This is a genomic window from Methanosarcina subterranea (assembly GCF_055385895.1).
The window spans coordinates 359,266-380,510 of record NZ_AP042426.1 but is presented as its reverse complement, the minus strand read 5'-3'; the positions used below and the strand labels follow the sequence as shown (position 1 = coordinate 380,510).

At 41.8% G+C, this 21,245-nt stretch carries 14 protein-coding genes and 2 tRNA genes; 11 read left to right on the top strand and 5 right to left on the bottom strand.

Annotation, left to right across the window (positions count from 1 at the left end):
* The first annotated feature begins 83 nt into the window (after positions 1 to 83).
* The 4 genes from ACZ5A8_RS01590 to ACZ5A8_RS01575 all read left to right on the top strand — a co-directional run bounded on the left by ACZ5A8_RS01590 (position 84) and on the right by ACZ5A8_RS01575 (position 3,457).
* Positions 84 to 929, top strand: coding sequence for a class I SAM-dependent methyltransferase (locus tag ACZ5A8_RS01590; protein ID WP_229387520.1), 846 nt, complete (start codon positions 84 to 86; stop codon positions 927 to 929).
* Between the two features lie 178 nt (positions 930 to 1,107).
* A complete protein-coding gene (locus tag ACZ5A8_RS01585) occupies positions 1,108 to 1,455 on the top strand; it encodes an ArsR/SmtB family transcription factor (RefSeq protein ID WP_322224798.1) in 348 nt (115 codons plus the stop codon).
* Entirely contained in the window at positions 1,452 to 2,819 is a 1,368-nt protein-coding gene (locus ACZ5A8_RS01580; protein WP_464531847.1) for an SO_0444 family Cu/Zn efflux transporter, read from the top strand. The genes ACZ5A8_RS01585 and ACZ5A8_RS01580 overlap by 4 nt, the downstream gene beginning before the upstream one ends.
* Positions 2,820 to 2,926: 107 nt before the next feature.
* Positions 2,927 to 3,457: a PspC domain-containing protein gene (locus ACZ5A8_RS01575; protein WP_464531845.1), complete on the top strand. Its 531-nt coding sequence runs from the start codon at positions 2,927 to 2,929 to the stop codon at positions 3,455 to 3,457.
* Between the two features lie 835 nt (positions 3,458 to 4,292).
* Here ACZ5A8_RS01575 and ACZ5A8_RS01570 read toward each other — a convergent pair.
* Positions 4,293 to 4,367 (bottom strand) — tRNA-Arg (locus tag ACZ5A8_RS01570).
* Between the two features lie 345 nt (positions 4,368 to 4,712).
* Between ACZ5A8_RS01570 and ilvE the strand changes: the two genes are divergently transcribed.
* From ilvE to ACZ5A8_RS01555, 3 genes are all read left to right on the top strand, one after another.
* Positions 4,713 to 5,591, top strand: coding sequence for a branched-chain-amino-acid transaminase (gene ilvE / locus ACZ5A8_RS01565; RefSeq protein ID WP_322223194.1), 879 nt, complete (start codon positions 4,713 to 4,715; stop codon positions 5,589 to 5,591).
* A gap of 395 nt (positions 5,592 to 5,986) precedes the next feature.
* The gene (locus ACZ5A8_RS01560; RefSeq protein ID WP_464531843.1) at positions 5,987 to 7,933 is read left to right on the top strand and encodes a molybdopterin biosynthesis protein; all 1,947 of its coding nucleotides are present in this window, start codon (positions 5,987 to 5,989) and stop codon (positions 7,931 to 7,933) included.
* A gap of 339 nt (positions 7,934 to 8,272) precedes the next feature.
* Positions 8,273 to 9,367, top strand: a complete 1,095-nt coding sequence (locus ACZ5A8_RS01555; protein ID WP_464531841.1) for an OBG GTPase family GTP-binding protein — start codon at positions 8,273 to 8,275, stop codon at positions 9,365 to 9,367.
* A gap of 192 nt (positions 9,368 to 9,559) precedes the next feature.
* On the opposite strand, the gene ACZ5A8_RS01550 is transcribed toward ACZ5A8_RS01555, so the two are convergent.
* Positions 9,560 to 11,671, bottom strand: coding sequence for a methyltransferase domain-containing protein (locus ACZ5A8_RS01550; RefSeq protein ID WP_464531839.1), 2,112 nt, complete (start codon positions 11,669 to 11,671; stop codon positions 9,560 to 9,562).
* Between the two features lie 189 nt (positions 11,672 to 11,860).
* Positions 11,861 to 13,123 (bottom strand): anion transporter, encoded by a 1,263-nt coding sequence (locus ACZ5A8_RS01545; protein ID WP_464531838.1) that lies wholly within the window; start codon positions 13,121 to 13,123, stop codon positions 11,861 to 11,863.
* A 95-nt stretch (positions 13,124 to 13,218) separates the two neighbouring features.
* On the opposite strand from ACZ5A8_RS01545, the gene ACZ5A8_RS01540 reads away from it, so the two are divergent.
* Positions 13,219 to 13,389 (top strand): hypothetical protein, encoded by a 171-nt coding sequence (locus ACZ5A8_RS01540; RefSeq protein WP_464531836.1) that lies wholly within the window; start codon positions 13,219 to 13,221, stop codon positions 13,387 to 13,389.
* A gap of 214 nt (positions 13,390 to 13,603) precedes the next feature.
* Here the strand turns inward: ACZ5A8_RS01540 and ACZ5A8_RS01535 are convergent, their stop codons facing one another.
* Positions 13,604 to 14,716, bottom strand: a complete 1,113-nt coding sequence (locus ACZ5A8_RS01535; protein WP_464531835.1) for a uroporphyrinogen decarboxylase family protein — start codon at positions 14,714 to 14,716, stop codon at positions 13,604 to 13,606.
* A 306-nt stretch (positions 14,717 to 15,022) separates the two neighbouring features.
* Between ACZ5A8_RS01535 and ACZ5A8_RS01530 the strand changes: the two genes are divergently transcribed.
* Entirely contained in the window at positions 15,023 to 15,343 is a 321-nt protein-coding gene (locus tag ACZ5A8_RS01530; RefSeq protein WP_464531833.1) for a type II toxin-antitoxin system HicB family antitoxin, read from the top strand.
* A gap of 1,451 nt (positions 15,344 to 16,794) precedes the next feature.
* Here ACZ5A8_RS01530 and ACZ5A8_RS01525 read toward each other — a convergent pair.
* On the bottom strand, positions 16,795 to 17,790 hold the full coding sequence (locus ACZ5A8_RS01525) for a hypothetical protein (protein WP_464529078.1): 996 nt from the start codon (positions 17,788 to 17,790) through the stop codon (positions 16,795 to 16,797).
* A 1,344-nt stretch (positions 17,791 to 19,134) separates the two neighbouring features.
* On the opposite strand from ACZ5A8_RS01525, the gene ACZ5A8_RS01520 reads away from it, so the two are divergent.
* Both ACZ5A8_RS01520 and ACZ5A8_RS01515 read left to right on the top strand, forming a co-directional pair.
* Positions 19,135 to 19,207: transfer RNA gene (locus tag ACZ5A8_RS01520), tRNA-Gln, on the top strand.
* A 469-nt stretch (positions 19,208 to 19,676) separates the two neighbouring features.
* Positions 19,677 to 21,035: a right-handed parallel beta-helix repeat-containing protein gene (locus ACZ5A8_RS01515; RefSeq protein WP_464531831.1), complete on the top strand. Its 1,359-nt coding sequence runs from the start codon at positions 19,677 to 19,679 to the stop codon at positions 21,033 to 21,035.
* Positions 21,036 to 21,245 lie beyond the last annotated feature (210 nt).

Here is a 21,245-nt window from a genome sequence, read left to right as displayed (position 1 = left end):
CCCAACAAAGTATATATGATAACATTTATTACTACGTTAGTAACACCGAAAACTCCGGGATGGAGGCAGGTTGAGGTTGAAACATGGAATCAGATGCCATTGACTGGAACGAGATCTGGAAAGAGACGTTGGAAAAACAGTTAAAATCAAACAGGAATGTGGATTGTGCGACCATATGGTACAGTAAGGAAAACGCCAGGCGCTTCTGGAGGATGTTCCAGGATGATAAGGCAAGGGCAATAACCGAAAAGAGAATAGAAGGCATGAAACTCTCCTCCGACTCCAGGGTTCTCGATATAGGAGCCGGGCCCGGGACCCTTGCAATTCCGATTGCACAGCGAGTAGCCCATGTAACCGCTGTAGAGCCTTCGGAAGGCATGGTGAGTGTTATGAGGGACAACATCAATGAGTACGGAATCGAAAACATCGACTGTGTGCACAAAGACTGGGAAGCCGTTGATGTTGAATCCGACATTTCCGCTCCTTATGACGTGGTTTTTGCTTCATACTCCCTGGGCATGAAAGACATACGCGCATCGGTTCGTAAGATGGTGGACGTTTCTTCGAAGTACGTTTACCTCTACTGGTTTGCAGGGGAAACTTCCTGGGACATGCATTCCCGGAAACTCTGGCCACTTCTTCACGGGAGTGAGTACCAGCCAGCCCCTAAGTGTGACGTTCTCTATAATGTGCTCTATGACATGGGAATCTACCCGAACATAAGCGTTTTTCCCTTCGAGCACATCCACAGGTATGCAACCCTTGAAGAAGCTGTTAAGGATTTCAAGTCATACTACAATGCAAGCTCCGATACCCAGGAAGCCATCCTCAGGGACTACTTTGAAGACGTGCTAGAGGAAGATGACGGGGCCCTTATTCAGAGAGGGTGGTCCACAAGGGTAAAGATGTGGTGGAAAAAACCAAACTAAACCGATCGGGACCTTAAAGGGCCGCTGTATTGTCGAAAAATAACGAATTAATCAAGTACTGCCCAAAGTGCCCAGATACTGCTCAAAACATCTCTTTTACTCTTCGCCTCATTTCGCCATTTCAGGCCGGAGCAGTTTTTAGAAAGAGATTAATATATGAACAATTGTTCATATATTCATGCAAGATAAGTGTGAACGAGTGAGCCCTGAGCGGATCGAGGTCCTGTTACAGAAGGTTCCGGACACAGAAATAATTACAAGGATGTCTGCAGTCTTTCAGGCGCTTCAATCGGATACCAGGCTGAAAATCCTTTTTTTACTCAGGCAAAAAGAGATGTGCGTTTGTGAACTTGAGCAGGCTCTTGAAGTCACACAATCAGCAGTTTCTCATGGGCTTCGGACCCTCAGGCAGCTTGACCTTGTTAGGGTCAGGCGGGAAGGAAAATTTACGGTTTACTATATCGCAGACGAACATGTACGCATGCTCATCGAGATGTGCCTTGAACATGTGGAGGAGAAAAAGTGATTTCTGAAATCTTCAGCCCTGTTCCTGTCCTTCTTTCAGGTATCCTGCTCTCTTCCTGGGAAATCTTTGTAGAAGCTGCCCCTTACCTAATTTTTGGTTTCGGGATCGCCGGAATCCTCAATACCCTTGTTCCGGACCAGAAAATTGTAGACTACCTTGGAACATCAGCAGGAAAAGTCCGTTCTGTAGTCAATGCCTCCCTTGCAGGACTTCCCCTTCCCCTTTGCTCGTGCGGAGTGATCCCCGCAGCCATGTCTATAAGGAAAAGGGGGGCAAATAGAGGTGCAACTCTATCTTTCCTGATCTCAACTCCCCAGACCGGAGTGGATTCTATTGCAATCACCTACGCTCTACTTGACCCCTTAATGACTGTTTTTCGTCCACTTGCAACCCTTGCAACTGCAATTCTTGCAGGGCTTGCAGATAACCTGCTAATAGGAGAAGAGCCGGAAAAAAAAGAGAGCAAAAAGCAGGGAAAAACAGGGAAGAAAGCAGAAATCCTTGCAGCCTCAGCTCTTGTGGGAGTATCGGCAGCCGGAAACAAATGCAACTCCCCTTCCTGTAACTGCAGTACAAATGAGATGCCCGGAACAGAAAAAAAGGAATATTCTGCCATAAATACAGTACCCTTAAAAATCCGATCCATGCAATTGAAGACTGGATCTGGAGAAGGAGCCCGATCTCTCATACTTTCACCCACAATGTGCATGCCTGAAAACAAAGCCGCCTCATGCGGCTGCGGGCACTGTGAGCAGGAGAAAAATGAAACATTGCCTGCCGGGAAGCTCAAAAAATCCGTAAAAGAAAAGTTCCTGGACAGTTTGACATACGCCTACATAGAGCTTCCCGGAGACATTTCAAAGTGGATGCTAATCGGGATTCTGTTTGCAGGGATAATTTCCTATGCCGTTCCCGAAACCCTGATCCAGGAATACCTTGGAGGGGGGCTCGGGTCAATGCTGGTCATGCTTGTAGTGGGCATTCCACTTTACATCTGCGCTACAGCCTCGACTCCTCTTGCCGCAAGCCTCGTAGCCAAAGGAATGAGCCCTGGCACGGCTTTTGTTTTCCTTCTTGCAGGGCCTGCAACCAATGCGGCAACCATAACTATGGTCGCCCGGTTTCTTGGAAAACGTTCCGCAGCCCTTTATCTGGGAGTAATCTCTATCTGCGCACTTGGAGCGGGAATCCTTCTCGACTGGCTTTACCTTAAGCTGGGAATAAGCGCAACTGCAACCCTCGGAAGCGCAGGAGAACTGCTTCCAGAAAGCATTAAGATCGGTTTTGCGGTCTTCCTGCTCCCTCTAATGTTATACGGAACCTTCCGCAGGAGTCAGAAATGCAGCTGCACGGAATGCCATTGAAAGGAAGATAGATAACAGGAAGAAATCAGGCAGAAGTCAAAGAAAAAATAATAAAAAGAGTAAGATAGATACCAGAAATATAAATCCTTATAGATAGAATAATCAACATGCAGGAAAATCCAGACTTCCAGGAAAAAAAAGAACCGAAAGAGAGCAATTTCAAGGCCCCAGGAGAACTTGAAACTGGCTATACAGAGAAATCATGGGAAAAACCTGAGAAAACAATGGAAGGAAAAGGTACTACCATAGATCCTGTATACCAGGAAAGAAAAGAACCAAAGGCAAGTGACTTCAATATTTCAGGAAAAGTTGAAACTGGCTATACAGAGAAATCATGGGAAAAACCTGAGAAAACAATGGAAGGAGCAGGAGAAGAAGCTAGAATAGGTATAGGAATAGGAGTAGGGGAAGAAACCCGAGAAGAGAAAAGCACGGTTTATAAAAAGGAAAAGCGCCTGACAAGAAGTAAAACTAATCGTATGCTCTTTGGAGTCTGCGGTGGGCTCGGGAAATACTTCGGGATTGACCCAACCCTTGTAAGACTTGGCTTTGTCCTCCTTGCTCTGCTAGACGGGATAGGGATCGTCATATACATTATTCTGGCAATAATCATGCCCCAGGAAGATAGCGTCAAATAATACCCGAAACCCGGAAGGTCAGTCAGAGAAAAGAAAATCCCAAATCAGCGAATGATAAATAGCGTTTTGAGAGAACTTACCGGGTATTTCCATGTATTCAGCACCCCGGTAGACTGCTTTTTAATTTGATTGATATTTTTATTTGATTGATATTTTTATTTGATTGATATTTTTATTTAATTTCTATTTTTATTTAATTTTAATTATTTCAACTTTCAAACCGGAGTTTATACTTTATAGTATAAAGCCACATCAAGCGACATGATCTACATAGGGTCTAACAAAAAATTAATTATGTTGGGTAACAATTCCAAGCATTTTAATATAAAACCGACAAATATAGAACCAATTAAATAAATCGGTGTGGCACAAAAATAGTTAATTTCCCACTATATGGGGTCTAACACAGGATCTCTGTAACAAGACGCCCTATTATGGTTTCTTTAGTATAATATGGTGAAAATCATATAAGTATCAATCGGTGGGCTAGTTCAATATGTGGCGACGCCAAAATTGAACGAAACAAGTTTGGAACTTAATTAATTTCTTGTTAGACCTACATAATATCCATAGCTGCACCACGATTTTTATGAGATCTTATAAACTCCGGTCAAAGCTGTTTTTAAATTTCTGCTATATTAAAAGCCTTGTAACGCAAGTTTCCGTAAAAAGCTCCAACGATAATGGAAACTTGTTGTCAAAAAAGAAAAAATAGAATTAAAAGTGAGTGAGCGTTTCAATAAAAGCATAAAAATATCAGGAAGAAAGAAGAAACATGAAAAAAGTTGAGGTTTATTTACTCAGAATTAACCAAAATTAATCAAAAGGAATAAAGCGGGCTCGAAGGGATTTGAACCCCCGACGTCTGGGTTAGAAGCCCAGCGCTATATCCTGGCTAAGCCACGAGCCCTGTTTGCTTTTCTACTGCGGAATACGAAATGCGCCTTCTAGGATAAAAGCCTTTTGTATGAACGTGTTAATTCGAGCAGTATAAAATCTTAAAATATTTATGTGGAAGCGGAATTGTAATATATATTCAGTATCTACCCGCTTTAATTGGAATGTTTCTTAAGAACCTCAGTATGGTGACTCCCCCGGAGTTCTGAGTTCCTTTAGAGCTTTGCATAGAGTTTACATACTGCTAAAGAGTGAAAAAGTTAAATGGGCTACTGGCTTGTAGGTTAAAGACTGTACTGGACCGAAAGTTCCAGTTAAATACCTATAGGTAATAAAAACCAAAAAGGATGATTTGCAAATGAGTGAGTTACTGATTTATTTAGACGGGAAATTTGTCCCGAAAGCCGAAGCCAAGGTTTCGGTTTATGACCACGGTTTCCTCTATGGAGACGGTGTGTTCGAAGGCATAAGGGCATATAACGGGCGTGTTTTTAAATTAAAGGAACACGTTGACAGGCTTTATGACTCAGCAAAAGCAATTGCAATGGACATACCTATCACAAGGGAAGAAATGTCCGAGATAATCCTTGAGACTCTCAGGAAAAACGACCTTAAAGACGCTTACATCCGCCCCATCGTGTCAAGAGGAATCGGCGACCTCGGGCTTGACCCCCGCAAGTGTGAAAAGCCAACTATCGTTGTTATCGCTCAGGGATGGGGAGCCATGTACGGTGACCTTTATGAAGTCGGGCTCACAGGAGTCAGTGTCTGTGTCCGCAGAAACGCGCCTGATGCCCTGTCCCCTAACATCAAGTCCCTGAATTATCTCAACAATATCCTCGCAAAGATTGAAGCCAATGAGAAAGGAGGAGACGAAGCCATTTTCCTTGACCAGAGCGGCTTTGTGTGCGAAGGCTCGGGAGACAATATCTTTATCGTCAAAAACAACCAGGTCTTTACCCCACACACAATAAGTAACCTGAAGGGCATCACGAGAGCTACAGCCATCGAGCTTCTGGACGAGATGGGATACAAAGTAATCGAATCAAATCTCGGTCTGTTTGACCTCTATACAGCAGATGAAATCTTTGTCACCGGAACTGCAGCCGAGTCTGCTCCCGTTACCAAACTTGACGGAAGACTCATAGGTACAGGCAAACCGGGATCCCTTACAATGAAAATGGTTGAAGCCTTTGATAGAATAACCAAGACCACTGGCACACCCATTTATAAATAAAGAACCACTCAACAACAGAGAGGGGCTCTGAAGATAAAAGCAAAAACTGCGGGAGTTTTCCCGCCAGAATCTTTTTTCGACAAAGACTTTTTCGACAAGAGTCTTTTTCAGCCAATATTTTCATCTATTTTTCAGTCAATAACTTAGTCGATATTTTCTCAATAATTTCAGTCGACATTTTCAGCTATTATGCCTGCAAGCCTCATTGCCTCTATTATGGGGACATTATATCGGATTTCACTCCTTTTCAACTGTCCTACACTTTATCCTTAAGAGCCAGAACTTTTCAGCTGCAAGAGCAATTAAGCATGCAACGACAGATTGATGTGCACCAAGAAATCGTATTAAGGTAAAAAAGCCATCTGAAAACCGATAAGACTTCGGATTTGATTCTCATGAAACGCAAAGAATTTCGGGAACTTGTCTCTGTAGAGGAGGCACGGAGAATAGTAAACAGCCTTCAGGTTCGTCCTGAAAAAGAAAGCTCAGCCCTTGAAAATGCTTACGGAAAGATCCTTGCAGAGGATATAGTCACCGAAATTAATGTCCCACCTTTCGCGAGATCTGTGATGGACGGCTATGCAGTAAGGGCAGAAGATACGTACGCCTGCAGTGAGACAGAGCCTGTAAAACTGGGATTACTTGGAAATATCCCCGCAGGTTCGGATGCAAAATTCACAATCGCGGCAGGGGAAGCTGTGGAGATCGCGACAGGAGCCCCGATTCCTGAGGGGGCTGATGCTGTAGTCATGGTCGAGTACACCTCTGAAGAAAAAGGAACAGCACTTGTCTTCAGGCCTGTAACCGTGGGTGAGAATATCATGAAAGCAGGCTCTGACATCCTTAAAGGAGAAAGGGTGTTGCGCAGGGGAAGGAGGCTGGGCACAAGAGAAATCGGAGTCCTGGCTTCCGTAGGAAAAAAAGAAATCCCCGTACTCAGGTTGCCTATTGGGATAATTTCGACTGGAGACGAACTTGTCTGTCCGGGTGAGATACTGACTTCGGGGAAGGTATACGACGCAAACTCTTACACTCTGTACGCAGGAGTCCAGGAATGTGGAGCTTTTCCGCTGCTTTATGGAGTTGTAAAGGACGACGAAAAGAAGATGAGAAAGGCACTTGAAACTGCGGTTTCTGAGTGTGCTCTTGTCCTGACTTCGGGCAGCACGTCTTCCGGGGCAGGGGATGTGATGTACCGGTTAATAGACGAGACAGGAGAGACCCTTGCCCACGGGATCAACATAAAGCCTGGAAAACCAGTGGTTATTGGCATCATAAAAGGTATTCCTATTATAGGGCTTCCCGGAAACCCCACATCTGCTTTAATGATCTTCAATGAATTTGTTGCATCTCTTCTGAGAAAATCCCTGGGAGCAGAGGCAGGAGTCAGAAAAACGGAAAACGGAATAATGGGTACAGACCTCCGTTCTGAAGGGAGGCAACAGCTCCTTCCCGTAGGAATAGTGAGAGGAATGGTTTATCCTGCAGACCGGGGTTCAGGCGCCATAACCTCTCTTTCCGGAGCAGACGGCTTTATAGAAATCCCGCCGGAAACAGAATTTATAGAAGCAGGAACTTCAGTGGAAGTGACCCTTTTTGGCGAGGTTGAAAAGCCGGATTTGCTTATAGCAGGAGGTTTCTGCCCCGGACTTGACGTTCTGGAAGACCTCAGCGGGCTCCGGTTCAGGACACTTTATACCAGCTCAACCGGGGGTTTCAGTGCAATCGCCGCAAAGACTGCAGATATTGCAGGCGTGAACATGCCCTCCATGAGTACAGAAGGGCAGGACGGCACCCTCCCGAATGAAATCCGATATAATGTCCACACAATAGAGGCAATGAGGCTTGCAGGCGTTGTACTTGTCAAAGGGTACAGGAGGGAAATAGGGCTCCTTGTAGGGCACAAAAGCCCGGTTTCCGGACTTAAAGACCTGCCAGGTAAACGTCTGATCAACCGGAACAGAGGTTCGGGTACAAGGGCTCTTCTTGAGCTGAAAATTTCAGAGTTCGCAGCTAAAAATGGGATTAGCAAAAAAGAATTTGCGGACTCAATACAGGGATACGTTTCCGGAGTGAAATCTGAAGTTGCTGTCTGTGAGGCCGTTCTTTCAGGAAAAGTGGATGCTGGAGTGGGCATAAGGAATTGTGCAGAAAGAAATAATGACCTGAAATTCATAAAACTCGCAGAAGAAGAGTATGATTTCTTGATTCGAGAAGAGGTTCTGGATACTCCAGAAGTCAAAAAATTCCTTCAAACTCTTAGTTCTGCAGAATTTGCCTCAAGACTTCCGGCAGGACTGCAGATATATGAGAGAACCGGGGAGATTTTACCTTTTGAGTAAAGCGCATGATCTGGATATTAGCCTGAATATGCCGAATCAATAAGGTTTAAATATTATTATACTTATTAAGAGATATAAATTATAAAGCATATCTCACGACTTCAAGATAAGTCAGCAAAATCATTTCTTAGAATAGAATCGGTCCATCTCAGTGAAGTCGTTCAGGGTAATGAAATCATTCCATAGGTATATATATTTCATCCAACTATTCAGGATAAAATATCCAGATAACGGATCTGTTTTGGATCAAAAAAGGTTTGTAGAGACCGGATGGATACGGTTTCTTTTTTCAAATAATATGAAAATCATTTCTTCAGTCCCGAAGTCGGCAGGTTCCAGATGAGCAGCATACAGGAGCAAATACAGGAAGTAGAAGACGAAATTCGAAAGACCGTTTACAACAAGGCAACTTCTCACCACATAGGCAGGCTAAAAGCCAAGATGGCCCGCATGCGGGACGAAATTGAGAAGAAAGCCTCCTCAAAAAGTGGAGGAGATGGTTACTCGGTCAAGAAATCGGGAGACGGTACCGTAACTCTCGTAGGCTTCCCTTCGGTAGGTAAATCCACGCTTCTGAATAAAGTCACGGGCGCAAAATCAGAGGTAGCTGCATACGAATTCACCACCCTTACCGTAGTGCCTGGCGTGCTTGAGCACAAAGGCGCAACAATTCAGTTCCTTGACGTGCCCGGGCTCGTTAAAGGTGCATCCTCAGGGCGCGGACGCGGGAAAGAAGTAATTTCGGTCATAAGAAACTCCGATATGGTTATCTTTCTGCTCGATGTTTTCCAGCCAAAGCACTATGACGTGCTTATGGACGAACTTTACCAGGCAGGAATCCGTGTGGATGAGGCTCCCCCTGATGTCACAATCAAGAGAAGGGACAGGGGTGGAGTCGAGATAAACTCAACCGTTGATCTTGACCTCGATGAAGAGACCATCAAAGCCGTGCTGGACGAATATAAAATTCACAATGCTCACGTCCTTATCAGGGAAAATATCACTGTGGACCAGCTTATCGATGTAGTCCTGGACAACCGGAGTTATGTCAGCTCTTTGATCGTGGTCAATAAAGTGGACCTTGGATATCCTCAGCTAATAGAAGAATGCCGGAAAATGTACCCGAACTCAATTTTTATCTCAGCCCATAAAGGTACCAATATCGAGGCTCTCAAGGACGCTATTTACGACTGTTTGGGCTTTATTAGGGTCTACCTTAAGCCTCAGGGAGAGCCAGCAGATATGGAAGAGCCCCTTATAGTCATGAGCGGGACAAATATAGGCCAGATCTGTGACCGCCTGCACCGCGATTTCCGCAGGAAGTTCCGTTATGCCCAGATCTGGGGTCCGTCTGCAAAACACCCGGGGCAGAGAGTAGGGCTTGACCACACTATGCAGGATGAAGATATCCTCACGGTAATAATCCAGAAGTAAAATCATCCAGAGTAAATTAGCCAGAAGTAAAAATTGTGTTTGGAATAAAAGGGAAAGCGAAAGAGAAGAAAAAGAAGAAATCAATCTTTCGCATCCCATAGTTTTTGACTGCAGTTTTTTGAATATAATTCTTTTTTAATCTAACCTTTCTCTAACCGATCTTTTTGGTTTTACTTTTGATTTTATGCACTCTTAAAGAGCCTGTATTGTTTCAGAACTGCTGGAAAAAACAGTTCTCTTTCTGTCGTTTTCTGACTCGATAGAGCCTTTAGCTTCGACTTCCTCTTCGAATTCCGCAGCACACTCAGCCGGGCTTTTCCTTGAGGATTGTTCAAGGACTTTCTTTTGGAGCTCAGCTTTTCTTCCGGGTCCGATACTATATCTCTTCTTTGCAGCCTCAACAACTGCTACCAGCATGCCTGAGTAAGAGATACTGGCATAAGCTGCCATTTTTGCAAGGTGCCCGTCCCAGCACCAGCCTGGGTTCGGATTTACTTCAAGCAGTTTTGGCCTGCCTTCGGCATCGAGTCTCCAGTCAAAGCGGGCGTAGTCACGGCATCCCAGTCTTGAAAAGAGAGCGAGGCAGAACCCCACAACTTCTTTCTCCGTATTTTCAGGGAGCCCCGCAGGCACGGATTTGATCTTCCAGTACGGGGAATCAGGGAGCCATTTAGCCTCATACCCACAGATCCTGGGAAGTTCTTCCGGGACTGCAGAGTAATCTTCTTCCGTGATAGGCAGAACAGTACACGCAGGCGGATTTCCAATGATACCGACACTGATGTCTTTTCCCGGAAGGAACTCTTCAAGCAGGAAAAGTTTATCTGACCCTATTTTTTCCCGCGTTGATTTCATGATATCTAGTATTTCTTCCTTGCTGTGAACTTTGCTTTTCTGCGTGATCCCGAAACTTGAATCCCCTGAATTGGGTTTTACGAGCAGGGGGAAAGAGAGGGAAAGCCTTGAAACGTCAGAATCCCCGGTAACGAGAAATCCTTTTGCCACAGGAATCTGCATTTCACGGGCAACTCCCCTTACAAGAGACTTATCATAGCAGAAGGCAAGGCACTGAGGACCTGCACCTGTGTAAGGGATATTAAGCTGCTCAAGCATGGCAGGAACATGAAGCTCTTTTATAGGGTCGTTATAAAAGCCTTCATCACATAAGTTAAGTACAAGGTCAGTTTTTCCTGCTCTCTTTTTAAGGTCTTCGAAAAGGGTCTCGTGCCTGTCCAGGAAAGTGAATTTCATATAAGGAATCTCAGCAAGCGCCTTTTTCATATTATCAACGGTTTCGAAATCATCATCATCAAATACACAGGCAGGCTTGACCTGGTCTTCCTTTCTCGGGTCTCCGAGCACTACGACAACATTAAGAGGTTTTTTACTTTCAGTAGTTTGAAGAGGAGAAACCAGTGAAGGCCAGGCTTTCTCTACTGTTGCTGAAAGCAGAATTCTTTGTTCCATCATTCCTGCGTCCTGAGTACCTGTTGATACAGGACTAAAAGTTGTGTGAAAAGTCGGGCTGCTAAAGCCTGATGCCGTAAGCAGTTCAAAAAGACTTTCCCTGTTGTACAGCCTCTCAGCATAAAACTGGTCTGCGATTATTCCTCTATCAATGCGGCTTATAACCTCCCTGCAGATCAGACGTTCACCATCAGAAGAAAGGGCTCTTTCCCTGCACACAAAGTACTTCCTATCCAGCCATTCCCAGGATCTTGGCTGGAAATTCTTTTTCATATGGTCCCCGTCTACAGCATCAATAAAGACCCTGCCTCCAGGCTTCAGTACCCTGAAAACCTCCTCAAGCACTTTTCGGTCTTGCAAAGTGGAATCAAAGTATCCAAAGCTGTTTCCAAGAATGGTGACCACAGAGAAAGTGTCAGATGGGTAAGGCAATTTTCTTGCATCCCCTTCCCTGAACCTGACCTGCAGATTTTCCTTCTGAGCCCTTGTTCTTGCTTTCCGGATAAGGTACTGAGACCTGTCGTAGCCTTCAACGTTTGAAAATCCCCTTCTTGCCAGTTCAAGGACATGCCTGCCCTGTCCACAGCAAAGGTCAAGAACCGTGTCCTCAGGATCAAGTCCCAGAATAGAGACAACAAGATCTGCCTCTTTCCTTGTAACTTCCATATCATCCAGGAGATCGGCATCGGTCTTGAGATAAAGGGAATTAAAAAGAGTCTGCCACCAGTCAGACCGAACATAAGGTTCAAGGTCTTCAACAGGCCCGAGGGTTTTCATCTGTACGGTACCTTTAGCGCGTTTGCGCCTGTTATTTGAATCAGCGGTATTCTGAGTCATGATATGATATCTTCCAGAAAAAAGTGTATGTGCTTTCAGTATATCAAGTTTATCGGAGGGTTAGAGAGTATTTATACTCGGAGGGTTAACCTGAGATATTTATTAAAGGAGGAATAGGTTTTAAAACGGCATTTTAAGTTATAATCGTTCTTTTAGCTTTATTTAAGCAAATATTATTGCTTTTAGGTGTTAAAGGAATATAAAATAGACAATAGCATCTAAAAATGATATTAAGAGCCCAATTCTGGCGAATTCAATAAAAGAGAATGTTTCACCCTCTTTTTCGGCATTCTGGAGGATTATGACATTACTAGCTGCCCCCAGGATAAGGAGATTCCCTGCAATTGTGCTTCCAGCAGCAAGCGCCATCAACTGTTCTTGAGAAACTGCACTCCCCATTGCAGGAAGGTAGAGCGCAACAAAGGGAACATTCGAAATAAGCTGGCTGAGTCCTATGCTAAGTGCCAGGATCACAGGAACCGAGCCTAACTGCGGAGACATTCTGCTGAGTAGCTCCTGGCAGGTCCCGGAAATCCAGACACTTTCCATCAGCACGAACATCGAAACGAAAAAAATCAGAGTCGTCCAGTCAATATTCTTTACAACTTCAGTACGCCTTTTGCTGAGCAGTATAGGAGAAGCTGAGAGTAGGGCAATCCAGCTCAAACTAAAGTCCCAGGCAGGCAAAAACTCTACAAGAAAGATCTTACAGGTAATTAGAGCCAGAAGAAGGAAAAGAGCCTTTTTTGAAATTCCTGCAAGTCCAGGGTCGGAAATAACCTCCTTAGAATGAACCAGAGCTGATTTCCTGAATTCCCGGCTGAAAAAGAGCCTGAGTACAACGTAAGCAAGTACAAGGTTTATAAGAGTTGGCAGAGCCAGCGAACGCAAAAATGTCACAAACGGGGAGTCCAGATTTCCATCAATTGAAATCAGGAGATTCTGAGGGTTTCCAATAGGGCTCATTACGCTGCCTGTGGTAATTCCGAAAGCTAGGGCAAAGAGCATGAGTTTTGGAGATATTCCGTACTTCCTGGAAAAACGCAGAACCATTGGAGTGCCCATAATGGCAAGGGTGTCGTTCATAAGGACGGCAGAAAGGAGCCCGGTAGAAAAAATCACAAGCAAAACTAGCTGATCCGTATTTTTGGCTCTTGAAACAATCTTGCTCCCAAGACAGGCAAGATATCCGCTCCTGTTAAGCGCTTCGCCCACACAAAAAGCCCCGAACAGAAAAAGGAGCACGTCAATGTTAATTGCCCGGAGAGCCTCCTGAGGCGAGATCTCACCGAGCAGCAGTACAGAGAAAGCCCCAAGGGTCATAACCTGCCAGATCTGCAGCCTCAAAGATCCTACCTGCCTTAGAGCGGTCAGTAAGAGAACACAAAGGAGGATAAGCACCGAAAGGTCGGGCGAAGACACAAAAGAGGTTATTAAAGACTCTTCTACCATAAATCCTGCAAGCCTGTTAACGTAAGTTTCAAGATTCTATTAATATAAACTTCGAATGTGATATGTTCGCAAGTATAAATTTCCTGCGCTCGCATATGCTACCTCCTGAAAAAGCGGCTGGTGAGAGTATGGAGAGAGTACAGGAATGCAAAACGCTTAAAGTGGACTGGCCAATATTTCAGAAGATGGCGATGTGGTTCCTTTTCTCTGCAACTATCCTCAGGGAGAAAATACCTATATTTCAATCTGCCCGGAGGAGAATGTGATTTGTAGAGGGGAAACTGTTGAAGAAACCATTGTAAACCTGAAAAAAAGGCAAAAAAATCTTTTGAGAAGAGCTGCCCCAGGGATTTTCGAAATAGTGTATTACTAGAGATTGTGTACTACTGAATAATTGTATATTTCTGGATAACTGAACTTTTGTGTCACTTAGGCTTATTTTCGGAAAAAATTCTGAAAAATAAAAGTATGAAGAAGGCTTCAAATTCTTGCTTTTACTGCATCCCAGAGCATTTCCATCTTTTCAAGCGGTGTATTCAGAGGGATTTCGCAGCCTGTTGCCAGGATAAAGCCTTTTTCCGGGGCAGCTGAGAGACAGCTTTTTATTTCATGCTCGATCTCAGCCCTGGAACCGGTGAGAGGGGTATCCGGGATAATATTTCCCATAAGACAGATGCCGGCATCGGAGAATTCTTTAAACTCCCTGAAGCAATGCCTCGGACCGCATCCGATATTGTTGTGATTATGGAGCTTTTTGCATTCAACCCCGTACTTATTACCGAGAAGCCTGACATCCCCGAAGGCAAAGTTAAGGGCATGGGGTTCAAGTTTCATTTCCAGATCATAGAAGGCACCGGCTGCGCAATTATGAGAGATTACATACCCTCCTTCGGCTTTTATGTGGTCATAAAGTCTCTTCGTGTAAGGCAACATAAACTCCTCAGCCATCTGTGGGCTGAAAAGGTCGCCAGTACTCTCCCCGTTTTCGACAAAAATGCCGTCAGCTCCGGCTTTGAGCAGGGAGTCGGCAAACAGGATGCAGCTTTCTGTGAGTTTTTCCAGCAGGGCATGGAAGCTGTCTCTGTCCTTCAACATGTCAATGCAGAGCCTGCTCCCTCCGAGAACCTGAGAAGCGAGCATCAAAGGAGACATAGTTGCCCCTGTGAGAAAGGCTTCATCCCCAATTTCCTCCTTGAGAATTTCAACCGATCCGGAAATTGTTTTTACTCTCGTGGACCTCTCGATGTCGGAGGGATTTATAAGCTCATACTCAGCAGCGGTTTTAATGGCATACTTTGCAACCACAGGATATGCATTTTCTTTTATGTTTATCTTCGTTCCGAGAGCTTCAGCTTCAGCCAGAAGGCAGCCCCAGGGAGACATCACATTGTCGTGGTGGTACATTTCCCTGGCAAGGATCTGCGCTCTTGCAATTCCCTCTGCAGAACAGTAGGCATCTTTGAGGCTTGAACCCATACGCTCCAGTACCGCATGCCCTGCTCCGAACCAGAGATAGCCATACGGGACCCGATCAACATCTTTTCTTTCGAGTGCGTTGATAAAACGCTCCCTTGAAGTCATTTCCGCTTCCACAAATGAGATCTCCTTTTTTAAGTTTCCAGATATCACTATAAAAGTACTTTTATAAATACAAGCCCCGGAAGTTTGAGATGAAGAAGGATATTTTTTCGGGCCTGACCATATTTGGAACTCAAACCCGCGTAGACATTTAGGATTGAGGTTTTAAAAAAGGATTAACAAAGTCACAGTCCTCATCGAAGCCACAATCTTTATTGATGTATGAGAACACAAGTTAAACTTTCATCTATCCAAAAAACAATTAATTGCAAAATATTTAACACAAACATTGCAATATCACAAAAAGATAGCAGGTATGATATGGCAAGTGTGAAAGATATGGCAGGTATGAAAGATATGACAGATACGACAGAAATGACAGAAACGTTTACATTTTCTGCAATGGTGCAAAAGAAGAACGAGCGATACGTATCCTCATGCCTGGAGCTGGAGATATCAGGTCAGGGAAAAACAATTGAAGAAGCAGTTTCAAATCTGAAAGAAGCAGTTGAACTTCACATCGAAAGAGAGGACATTACCCTTCCAGTCAAACGCCCGTTTCTGACAACCTTTAGAGTGACAGGAAATAAGACCCAGAGCAAAAGAAGTACAGTAAAGAAGTACAGTAAAGAAGTACAGTAAAGAAGTACAGTAAAGAAGTACAGTAAAGAAGTACAGTAAAGAAGTACAGTAAAGAAGTACAGTAAAGAAGTACAGTAAAGAAGTACAGTAAAGAAGTACAGTAAAGAAGTACAGTAAAGAAGTACAGTAAAGAAGTACAGTAAAGAAGTACAGTAAAGAAGTACAGTAAAGAAGTACAGTAAAGAAGTACAGTAAAGAAAATATCTTAAGAAGAAGCCCAGAGGCACTATTATCCTTATTTACAGTGTCCCCCAACACAGCAGCCCTGAAGATATGCTCCCCCAAGCATATTGATCTAGAGCAGGATCAACGGCCCCCAAGCATTTCTTTTTTATTTTATACCTTACTCACTCACTTCCCAACTCCACGAATATAACATTATACCATTACTATTTCAAATTAATTATCCAAAATTTTGTATTTAAACAAAAATTAATTTTACGTTGAAAATTTCAAAGAAATAATAAGAAATTAAGCAAAAATTAATAAAAATATAGAAAGAAATAAAGAAAAATTAGGAAGGAAAGCGTAGTATAGACGGAATAAGAAAAAGCCCGAAAGCGCTATGTTCTGACTGTAGCCCCCGATACAGTTGTTCCAGAGATACGCTCCCCCAAGCATATCGGTCCGGAACAGGATCAATGGCTTTCGGGCAATTCTTTTACTTACTCATTCATACCCATTACTCACTCGTTCTCTCGGTTCACTCCACGTTGCAAATATATAATTGACTCTTAATTATTTTAAATTAATTATACCAAAAATTGCCTGCTAGTGAAATATATTTTCGCGCAAGATATTTTAGGGCTCGAAAATGATTTAACACTAAATACGCTTTAATTGCAGTAATTTTCAAGAAAAAACGTGAGGAAAGGAAAAGCAAGTAGAACTGAACTTCGTTTTCAAACCTATAGTCCTCCTCTAAGTCTGAGTCCAGCAGGATATTTATTTAAAATCGTTCCAGACAATCCGTTATCTGGAGCCCATAAAAGCAGCTCAAAAACAAGTTAAAGGAAGTTTGGGCTAATTGTTGTAAAAACTGTTGTAAAATAACCAATAATCGAAAAAAGCCCCATCTATTAAAAAGGAATGATAGAAAAGCAAGTAGAAATTAAAAAAGTAGTAGGAAAAAGGATAGAAAACGTTAAGAAAAAGCCCAGAGGCACTGCATCGTTCACTGTGTCCCCCAACACAGTCTCTTCGAATATTATGCTCCCCCAAGCATTGCTTCGAAGAAGGGATCAGTTTTCTCCGGGCGATTTCATAGGTGGTAGATTATATTGGTAGATACCCCATTTTACTTCCCAATTATTACTTCCCAACTCCAGCATATACAAATAACGTAAATTATTTTAAATTAATTGAGCTTATGCCAAAATCATTTAAAATGCTTTAAATCCCAAATAAAAGCACTCAATTCTATATTTTCCGGAAAAATTTCCTTAAATAGCTTAAAAATGCAACCTTCTAAAAGCAGTTGGTGCCCTTATCAAATCTTTTCTTCCAACTTTAAAAGCCGTTAATGCCGTAAGTAAAGCGGCAATGTTGCCTATAGAGACAAACATTTTAGCCCATTCAATTCTTCTTGTAGGTGTTTTCGAGCGATTGTATCCCACTACTTCATTTGAGTTCTTTCTTTCAACAGTGGTTCTAAGATTGTATATTTTACCAAGGAGTCTATGAAATTTCCTTGGTATATATATTCCTCTGAAGTGGGTTCCTGTTTCTGTTTTAAGAATAGTTCCTGCACTGTTAGCTCTGGCTGCTATAATTGGAATAACTCCATGATCAATAACCACCTGGTTAGAAGGATGACTATCAGGTCCAGCATCTGCAATCATAAAAAGTGGTTTATGAGTTTCCGATTTCATGCACTGAATGATAGTTTCTTGAAATATAGTGTTGTCATTTTTACTTGCGTTTACTGCATCCCAATAAACTGGTAAACCCCACCAACTATCAACAACACATGTATCAGTATACCCCGTTCCAGATAGGACACTATACTTTCCGGTTTTTTTAACATAATGTCCTGCATCAGGATCTGAGAGCATACCAGTTTCTTTATTTTTTAATCCACTGCAGTTGCACTCAAAGAACCTTCTATCCCATATCCAGATTTTATCTCCTATAAGATTTAGATTTCTACATTCTTGTATCAGTAATTGAGCATATTCCACGAAATATGGATAAATACATTTCAGATTTCTACGATATGATGAAAGAGTGATTCGATCACGATTTTCAATATTTAATTCCTTTCTTAGAGCTTTATTCTGGTTAAATTCTCTAATGAATGATTCAAAATTTGAATACCCCATCTTACATCTTGCAATTTCTAACTTGAGAATGTTGTTGAAATTTAACGATTCATGCTGAGGATGGTACTCCATTGAAGCCTGTAATTCAATGAAAAAGTTATCCAGCGAAGGATTTAATGCAAACATGTCTCCTATATACCCATGAAACGTTTTGAAGTGTTGAAAGGCAAGTACTTGATTCCAGGGCAATACACTTTCCATATAATCTTTGCTATGTACAACTAGAAGATTAATTTTATAAGGAATGCAAATTTTCCTTTTGAGAAAAGTAAATCCTTCACCAAAAAAGTCTGAAAGCACTTTTTGAAAAATAGGGAGCACATTACGTACTTTACAATGTCTTTTGTTTTTAGTAATTTTCTCAATGAAAAGGATCTTTAAGTTAGAATATTCACTCAACATCGGATCGAAAATAGAGTATATAGACATCGATTTTTCAAAAAGATTGCTTATAAAATCTGTGAGTCTTGACTGTTTTAGAGATATGATACGGATTTTAATATTTGTCTTTTGATCGTCCAATTTTCGACCAAAAAGCTGTTCGTATTCTTTTCTGCCTTTAATACTCTTAAGACTTATAACAATGGTACGTGCAGACCCTAAAAAATCGTCGATTTGAGTCAATAAGTACTTATATCCTTTTGTAATAATCTTTATCATGGATTATACCTTTTTAAAGCCCAATTATTTGTTTGGCGACATAATATTGGTTTAATTAGGCATAATCCTTTCTATTTACCTTTAAATTGAAATTAAAGTGTTTTAGTCTAATTTTTTAAAAAAATAGATCTTTTTAACATCCATTATTCCAAAATAAGGGCTATTAACTAAAATGGCATAAGCTCAATTATATCAAAAATTGTTCTGTAAAAAATTATATCGTTACGCTAAAAGTTTTAATATCAGCATAAATTCGATCCAAAATTCAATTTTTAATCAGAATACTCAGAAAAAGCACGCTGCAAGAATTGTGCAATAAGACTGAAGAGAAAGACGAAGGAGAAAAAGAGCATTTAAAATATTAAAACAGATCGAAGTAATTAAAAATTGAATATAAATAAAATGGAAAAATGCAAAAAATAGAAAATCATATGTAAGAAGAAGCCCGGAGTCACTTTATCCCTTACTGTGTCCCCCAACCCAGCAGCTCTGAAAATATGTTCCCATCAAACATACTGCCAGAGCAGGACAGGTAACTCCGGGCGATTCTTTCACAATCCGCTAATACTTCGCTATTCGGTCATACCTATTTCTTCCAGCTCCATCATATAGTAATAATGTAAATTACTTTAAATTAATTATACAAAAAATTCTTTTCAAACAAAAAATATTGTCATGTAAAAAGTTTCAAAGCTAGCATACGACTTTATATATAAATTGATATTTGGCCTGAAAATACCGCAAAAAAGTCCTGAGATGGCACAAAAATTAAGTACATGAATTAAGCTATAAGTAAAAGCTTGAATGTGCAGTCCTGTAGGGTAGTGGTCAATCCTTCGGGCCTTTGGAGCCCGGGACAGCGGTTCGAATCCGCTCAGGACTATAATTACTATTTTAATAGCTCTATTTTTTATAATTAATTTAGTTAAAGCGTTTCCAGAAAAACGGAAAACAGACGCTTTCTATCCGGTAATACGTATCAAATTCAATTTGATCCGCGGCACGAGGTCGCAACAATAAGCAGTTACGATCCCGTATTTTCAAGAGATTTGCAGTCAGTGGAGTTATTGAAACCAGCATTATTGAAACCAGCATTATTGAAACCAGCATTATTGCTCAAAATTCTGCAGAGTTCATTTACTTCAATTATGTAGTGTACAAATCTATGTAGAAACAGATCCGGCGGAGTTTAAAGCCTTCAAAGTTCGTTTCAGGAGATTTCCAGACTAATTTTACCGATCTAACGACCTGTAGAACGGTCAAACATCTTCGAAAGGTGTTTTTTGCAACTTTCTACAAGTTAATTTTTTTAATATATGAAGGGTATAGTTTAACACATTTGAGGATGCAAAATGGACGAAACAGTGAAAATCAACAGACGGAAAAGAAGAAAAAAAATAATAATTTCCAGCTTGGCTTTGATTTTTTTAATCGCAGTTATAATTCTCTTCCTAGCAGCTAAACCTTCAGATAGGGCAGTTTATATAACTACCAATGGTAGTGGAGATTTTAACTGTGATGGCATCGATGATCAGGTTGAAATAAATAAGGCTCTTGCTTACGTGGCAAAAAACTCTCAGTTCACAACTGTTCATCTGGAAGGGAACACTACATACGTAATCTCAGACAGCGTTCTTATTGGAAACAATACAATCCTGGAAGGGGATCCTACAGCTGTAATCAAACTTGAAGATGAAGCAGACTGGCCAGCAGACAAGCCTATGATTACTCAAATGGACAGTTCTGGAAATCAGGATATTACTATAAGAGGTTTTGAGATAGACGGAAATCATGACGGCAATGCAGAAAAGAAGAGAGGCGCAGGATATCATAATCTGATTCATTTCCTTAATTCCGAAAATATACAGGTACATGATCTGTACATGCATGACAGCCATGGAGACGGGTTAAAAGTTACAAGCTGTTCAAATATTCAGTTCTACAATAACACAATATATAAACTCGGGCATGATGCTCTCTATGTCATCTATTCTTCAAATGTGGAAGCCTGGAATAATAGAATAACATGCAGAACAAATAGCGGTTTGAGAATCTATAATTCTAACCATGCAAAATTTTACAACAACACCATTAATTCCGAGGGCGAAGGAGGAGCAGGAATTCAAGTCCAGAAAGAAGGCTCGTCAACTGTTATGGACGATATCGAAATATTCAACAACCTGCTTTACGAGACCAATGCTGCAGGTATCTGGATTACAGGTTACGGGTCCAAGTATTCAAAAGACACTGCAAAAGAGATATACATCCATAATAACAGGTTTTACAAAACCGGCACTAATCAGGGTGCTGATTGGGCAGGGGGCGTAGTGCTTAATGGGTTCCAAAACACCCTCATAGAAAATAACCTATTCGACGGATGCTACGGTGCAGCTATTGCCCACAAAAGAGTTAAAGCATTTTCAGCCCCTGAGTCAGGATATACGACTGTTGTAAAAAATAACATAATAATTAATACACAGCCCAGCCACACAGCCGGAAAAGGATATGCCATATTTAATAAGTTGAATAACACCCATTCATTTATCCTGGAAAACAACTGTCTTTCAAATAACGCCGGTGGAAATTATTTATATGCAAATTCCACATCCGACGTTAACGTTGATAATGGGTACGTTGAGCAGGTAAGTAAGAATGAATCTATGAGGAAAAAATTCCCATGGAATAAAGCATTGTCTGCAGGACCTCAGTGATCTTAATAAGGTTGATTTTAAGGTTGATTCCAAGGTTGATTCCAAGGTTGATTCCAAGGTTGGTTCTAAGGTTGGTTCTAAGGTAAATCCCCATAAAATAAGCAAAAATTCCTGACCATTTCTTATTTTATCTCCCGTACAAGGCTGCAGCTGCTTACTGTTGCGGCCCAATTGCATTTTTAAGGGCGTTGAAGGTTTATTGATTTTAAG

What these genes read in the sequence shown, in the direction of transcription:
- ACZ5A8_RS01575 (WP_464531845.1), top strand. Translation starts at nt 2,927, where the DNA reads ATGCAGGAAAATCCAGACTTCCAGGAAAAAAAAGAACCGAAAGAGAGC.
- ilvE (WP_322223194.1), top strand. Translation starts at nt 4,713, where the DNA reads ATGAGTGAGTTACTGATTTATTTAGACGGGAAATTTGTCCCGAAAGCC.
- ACZ5A8_RS01515 (WP_464531831.1), top strand. Translation starts at nt 19,677, where the DNA reads ATGGACGAAACAGTGAAAATCAACAGACGGAAAAGAAGAAAAAAAATA.
- ACZ5A8_RS01585 (WP_322224798.1), top strand. Translation starts at nt 1,108, where the DNA reads ATGCAAGATAAGTGTGAACGAGTGAGCCCTGAGCGGATCGAGGTCCTG.
- ACZ5A8_RS01530 (WP_464531833.1), top strand. Translation starts at nt 15,023, where the DNA reads ATGGCAAGTGTGAAAGATATGGCAGGTATGAAAGATATGACAGATACG.
- ACZ5A8_RS01525 (WP_464529078.1), bottom strand. Translation starts at nt 17,790, where the DNA reads ATGTTTGCATTAAATCCTTCGCTGGATAACTTTTTCATTGAATTACAG.
- ACZ5A8_RS01550 (WP_464531839.1), bottom strand. Translation starts at nt 11,671, where the DNA reads ATGACTCAGAATACCGCTGATTCAAATAACAGGCGCAAACGCGCTAAA.
- ACZ5A8_RS01540 (WP_464531836.1), top strand. Translation starts at nt 13,219, where the DNA reads ATGCTACCTCCTGAAAAAGCGGCTGGTGAGAGTATGGAGAGAGTACAG.
- ACZ5A8_RS01545 (WP_464531838.1), bottom strand. Translation starts at nt 13,123, where the DNA reads ATGGTAGAAGAGTCTTTAATAACCTCTTTTGTGTCTTCGCCCGACCTT.
- ACZ5A8_RS01560 (WP_464531843.1), top strand. Translation starts at nt 5,987, where the DNA reads ATGAAACGCAAAGAATTTCGGGAACTTGTCTCTGTAGAGGAGGCACGG.
- ACZ5A8_RS01590 (WP_229387520.1), top strand. Translation starts at nt 84, where the DNA reads ATGGAATCAGATGCCATTGACTGGAACGAGATCTGGAAAGAGACGTTG.
- ACZ5A8_RS01555 (WP_464531841.1), top strand. Translation starts at nt 8,273, where the DNA reads ATGAGCAGCATACAGGAGCAAATACAGGAAGTAGAAGACGAAATTCGA.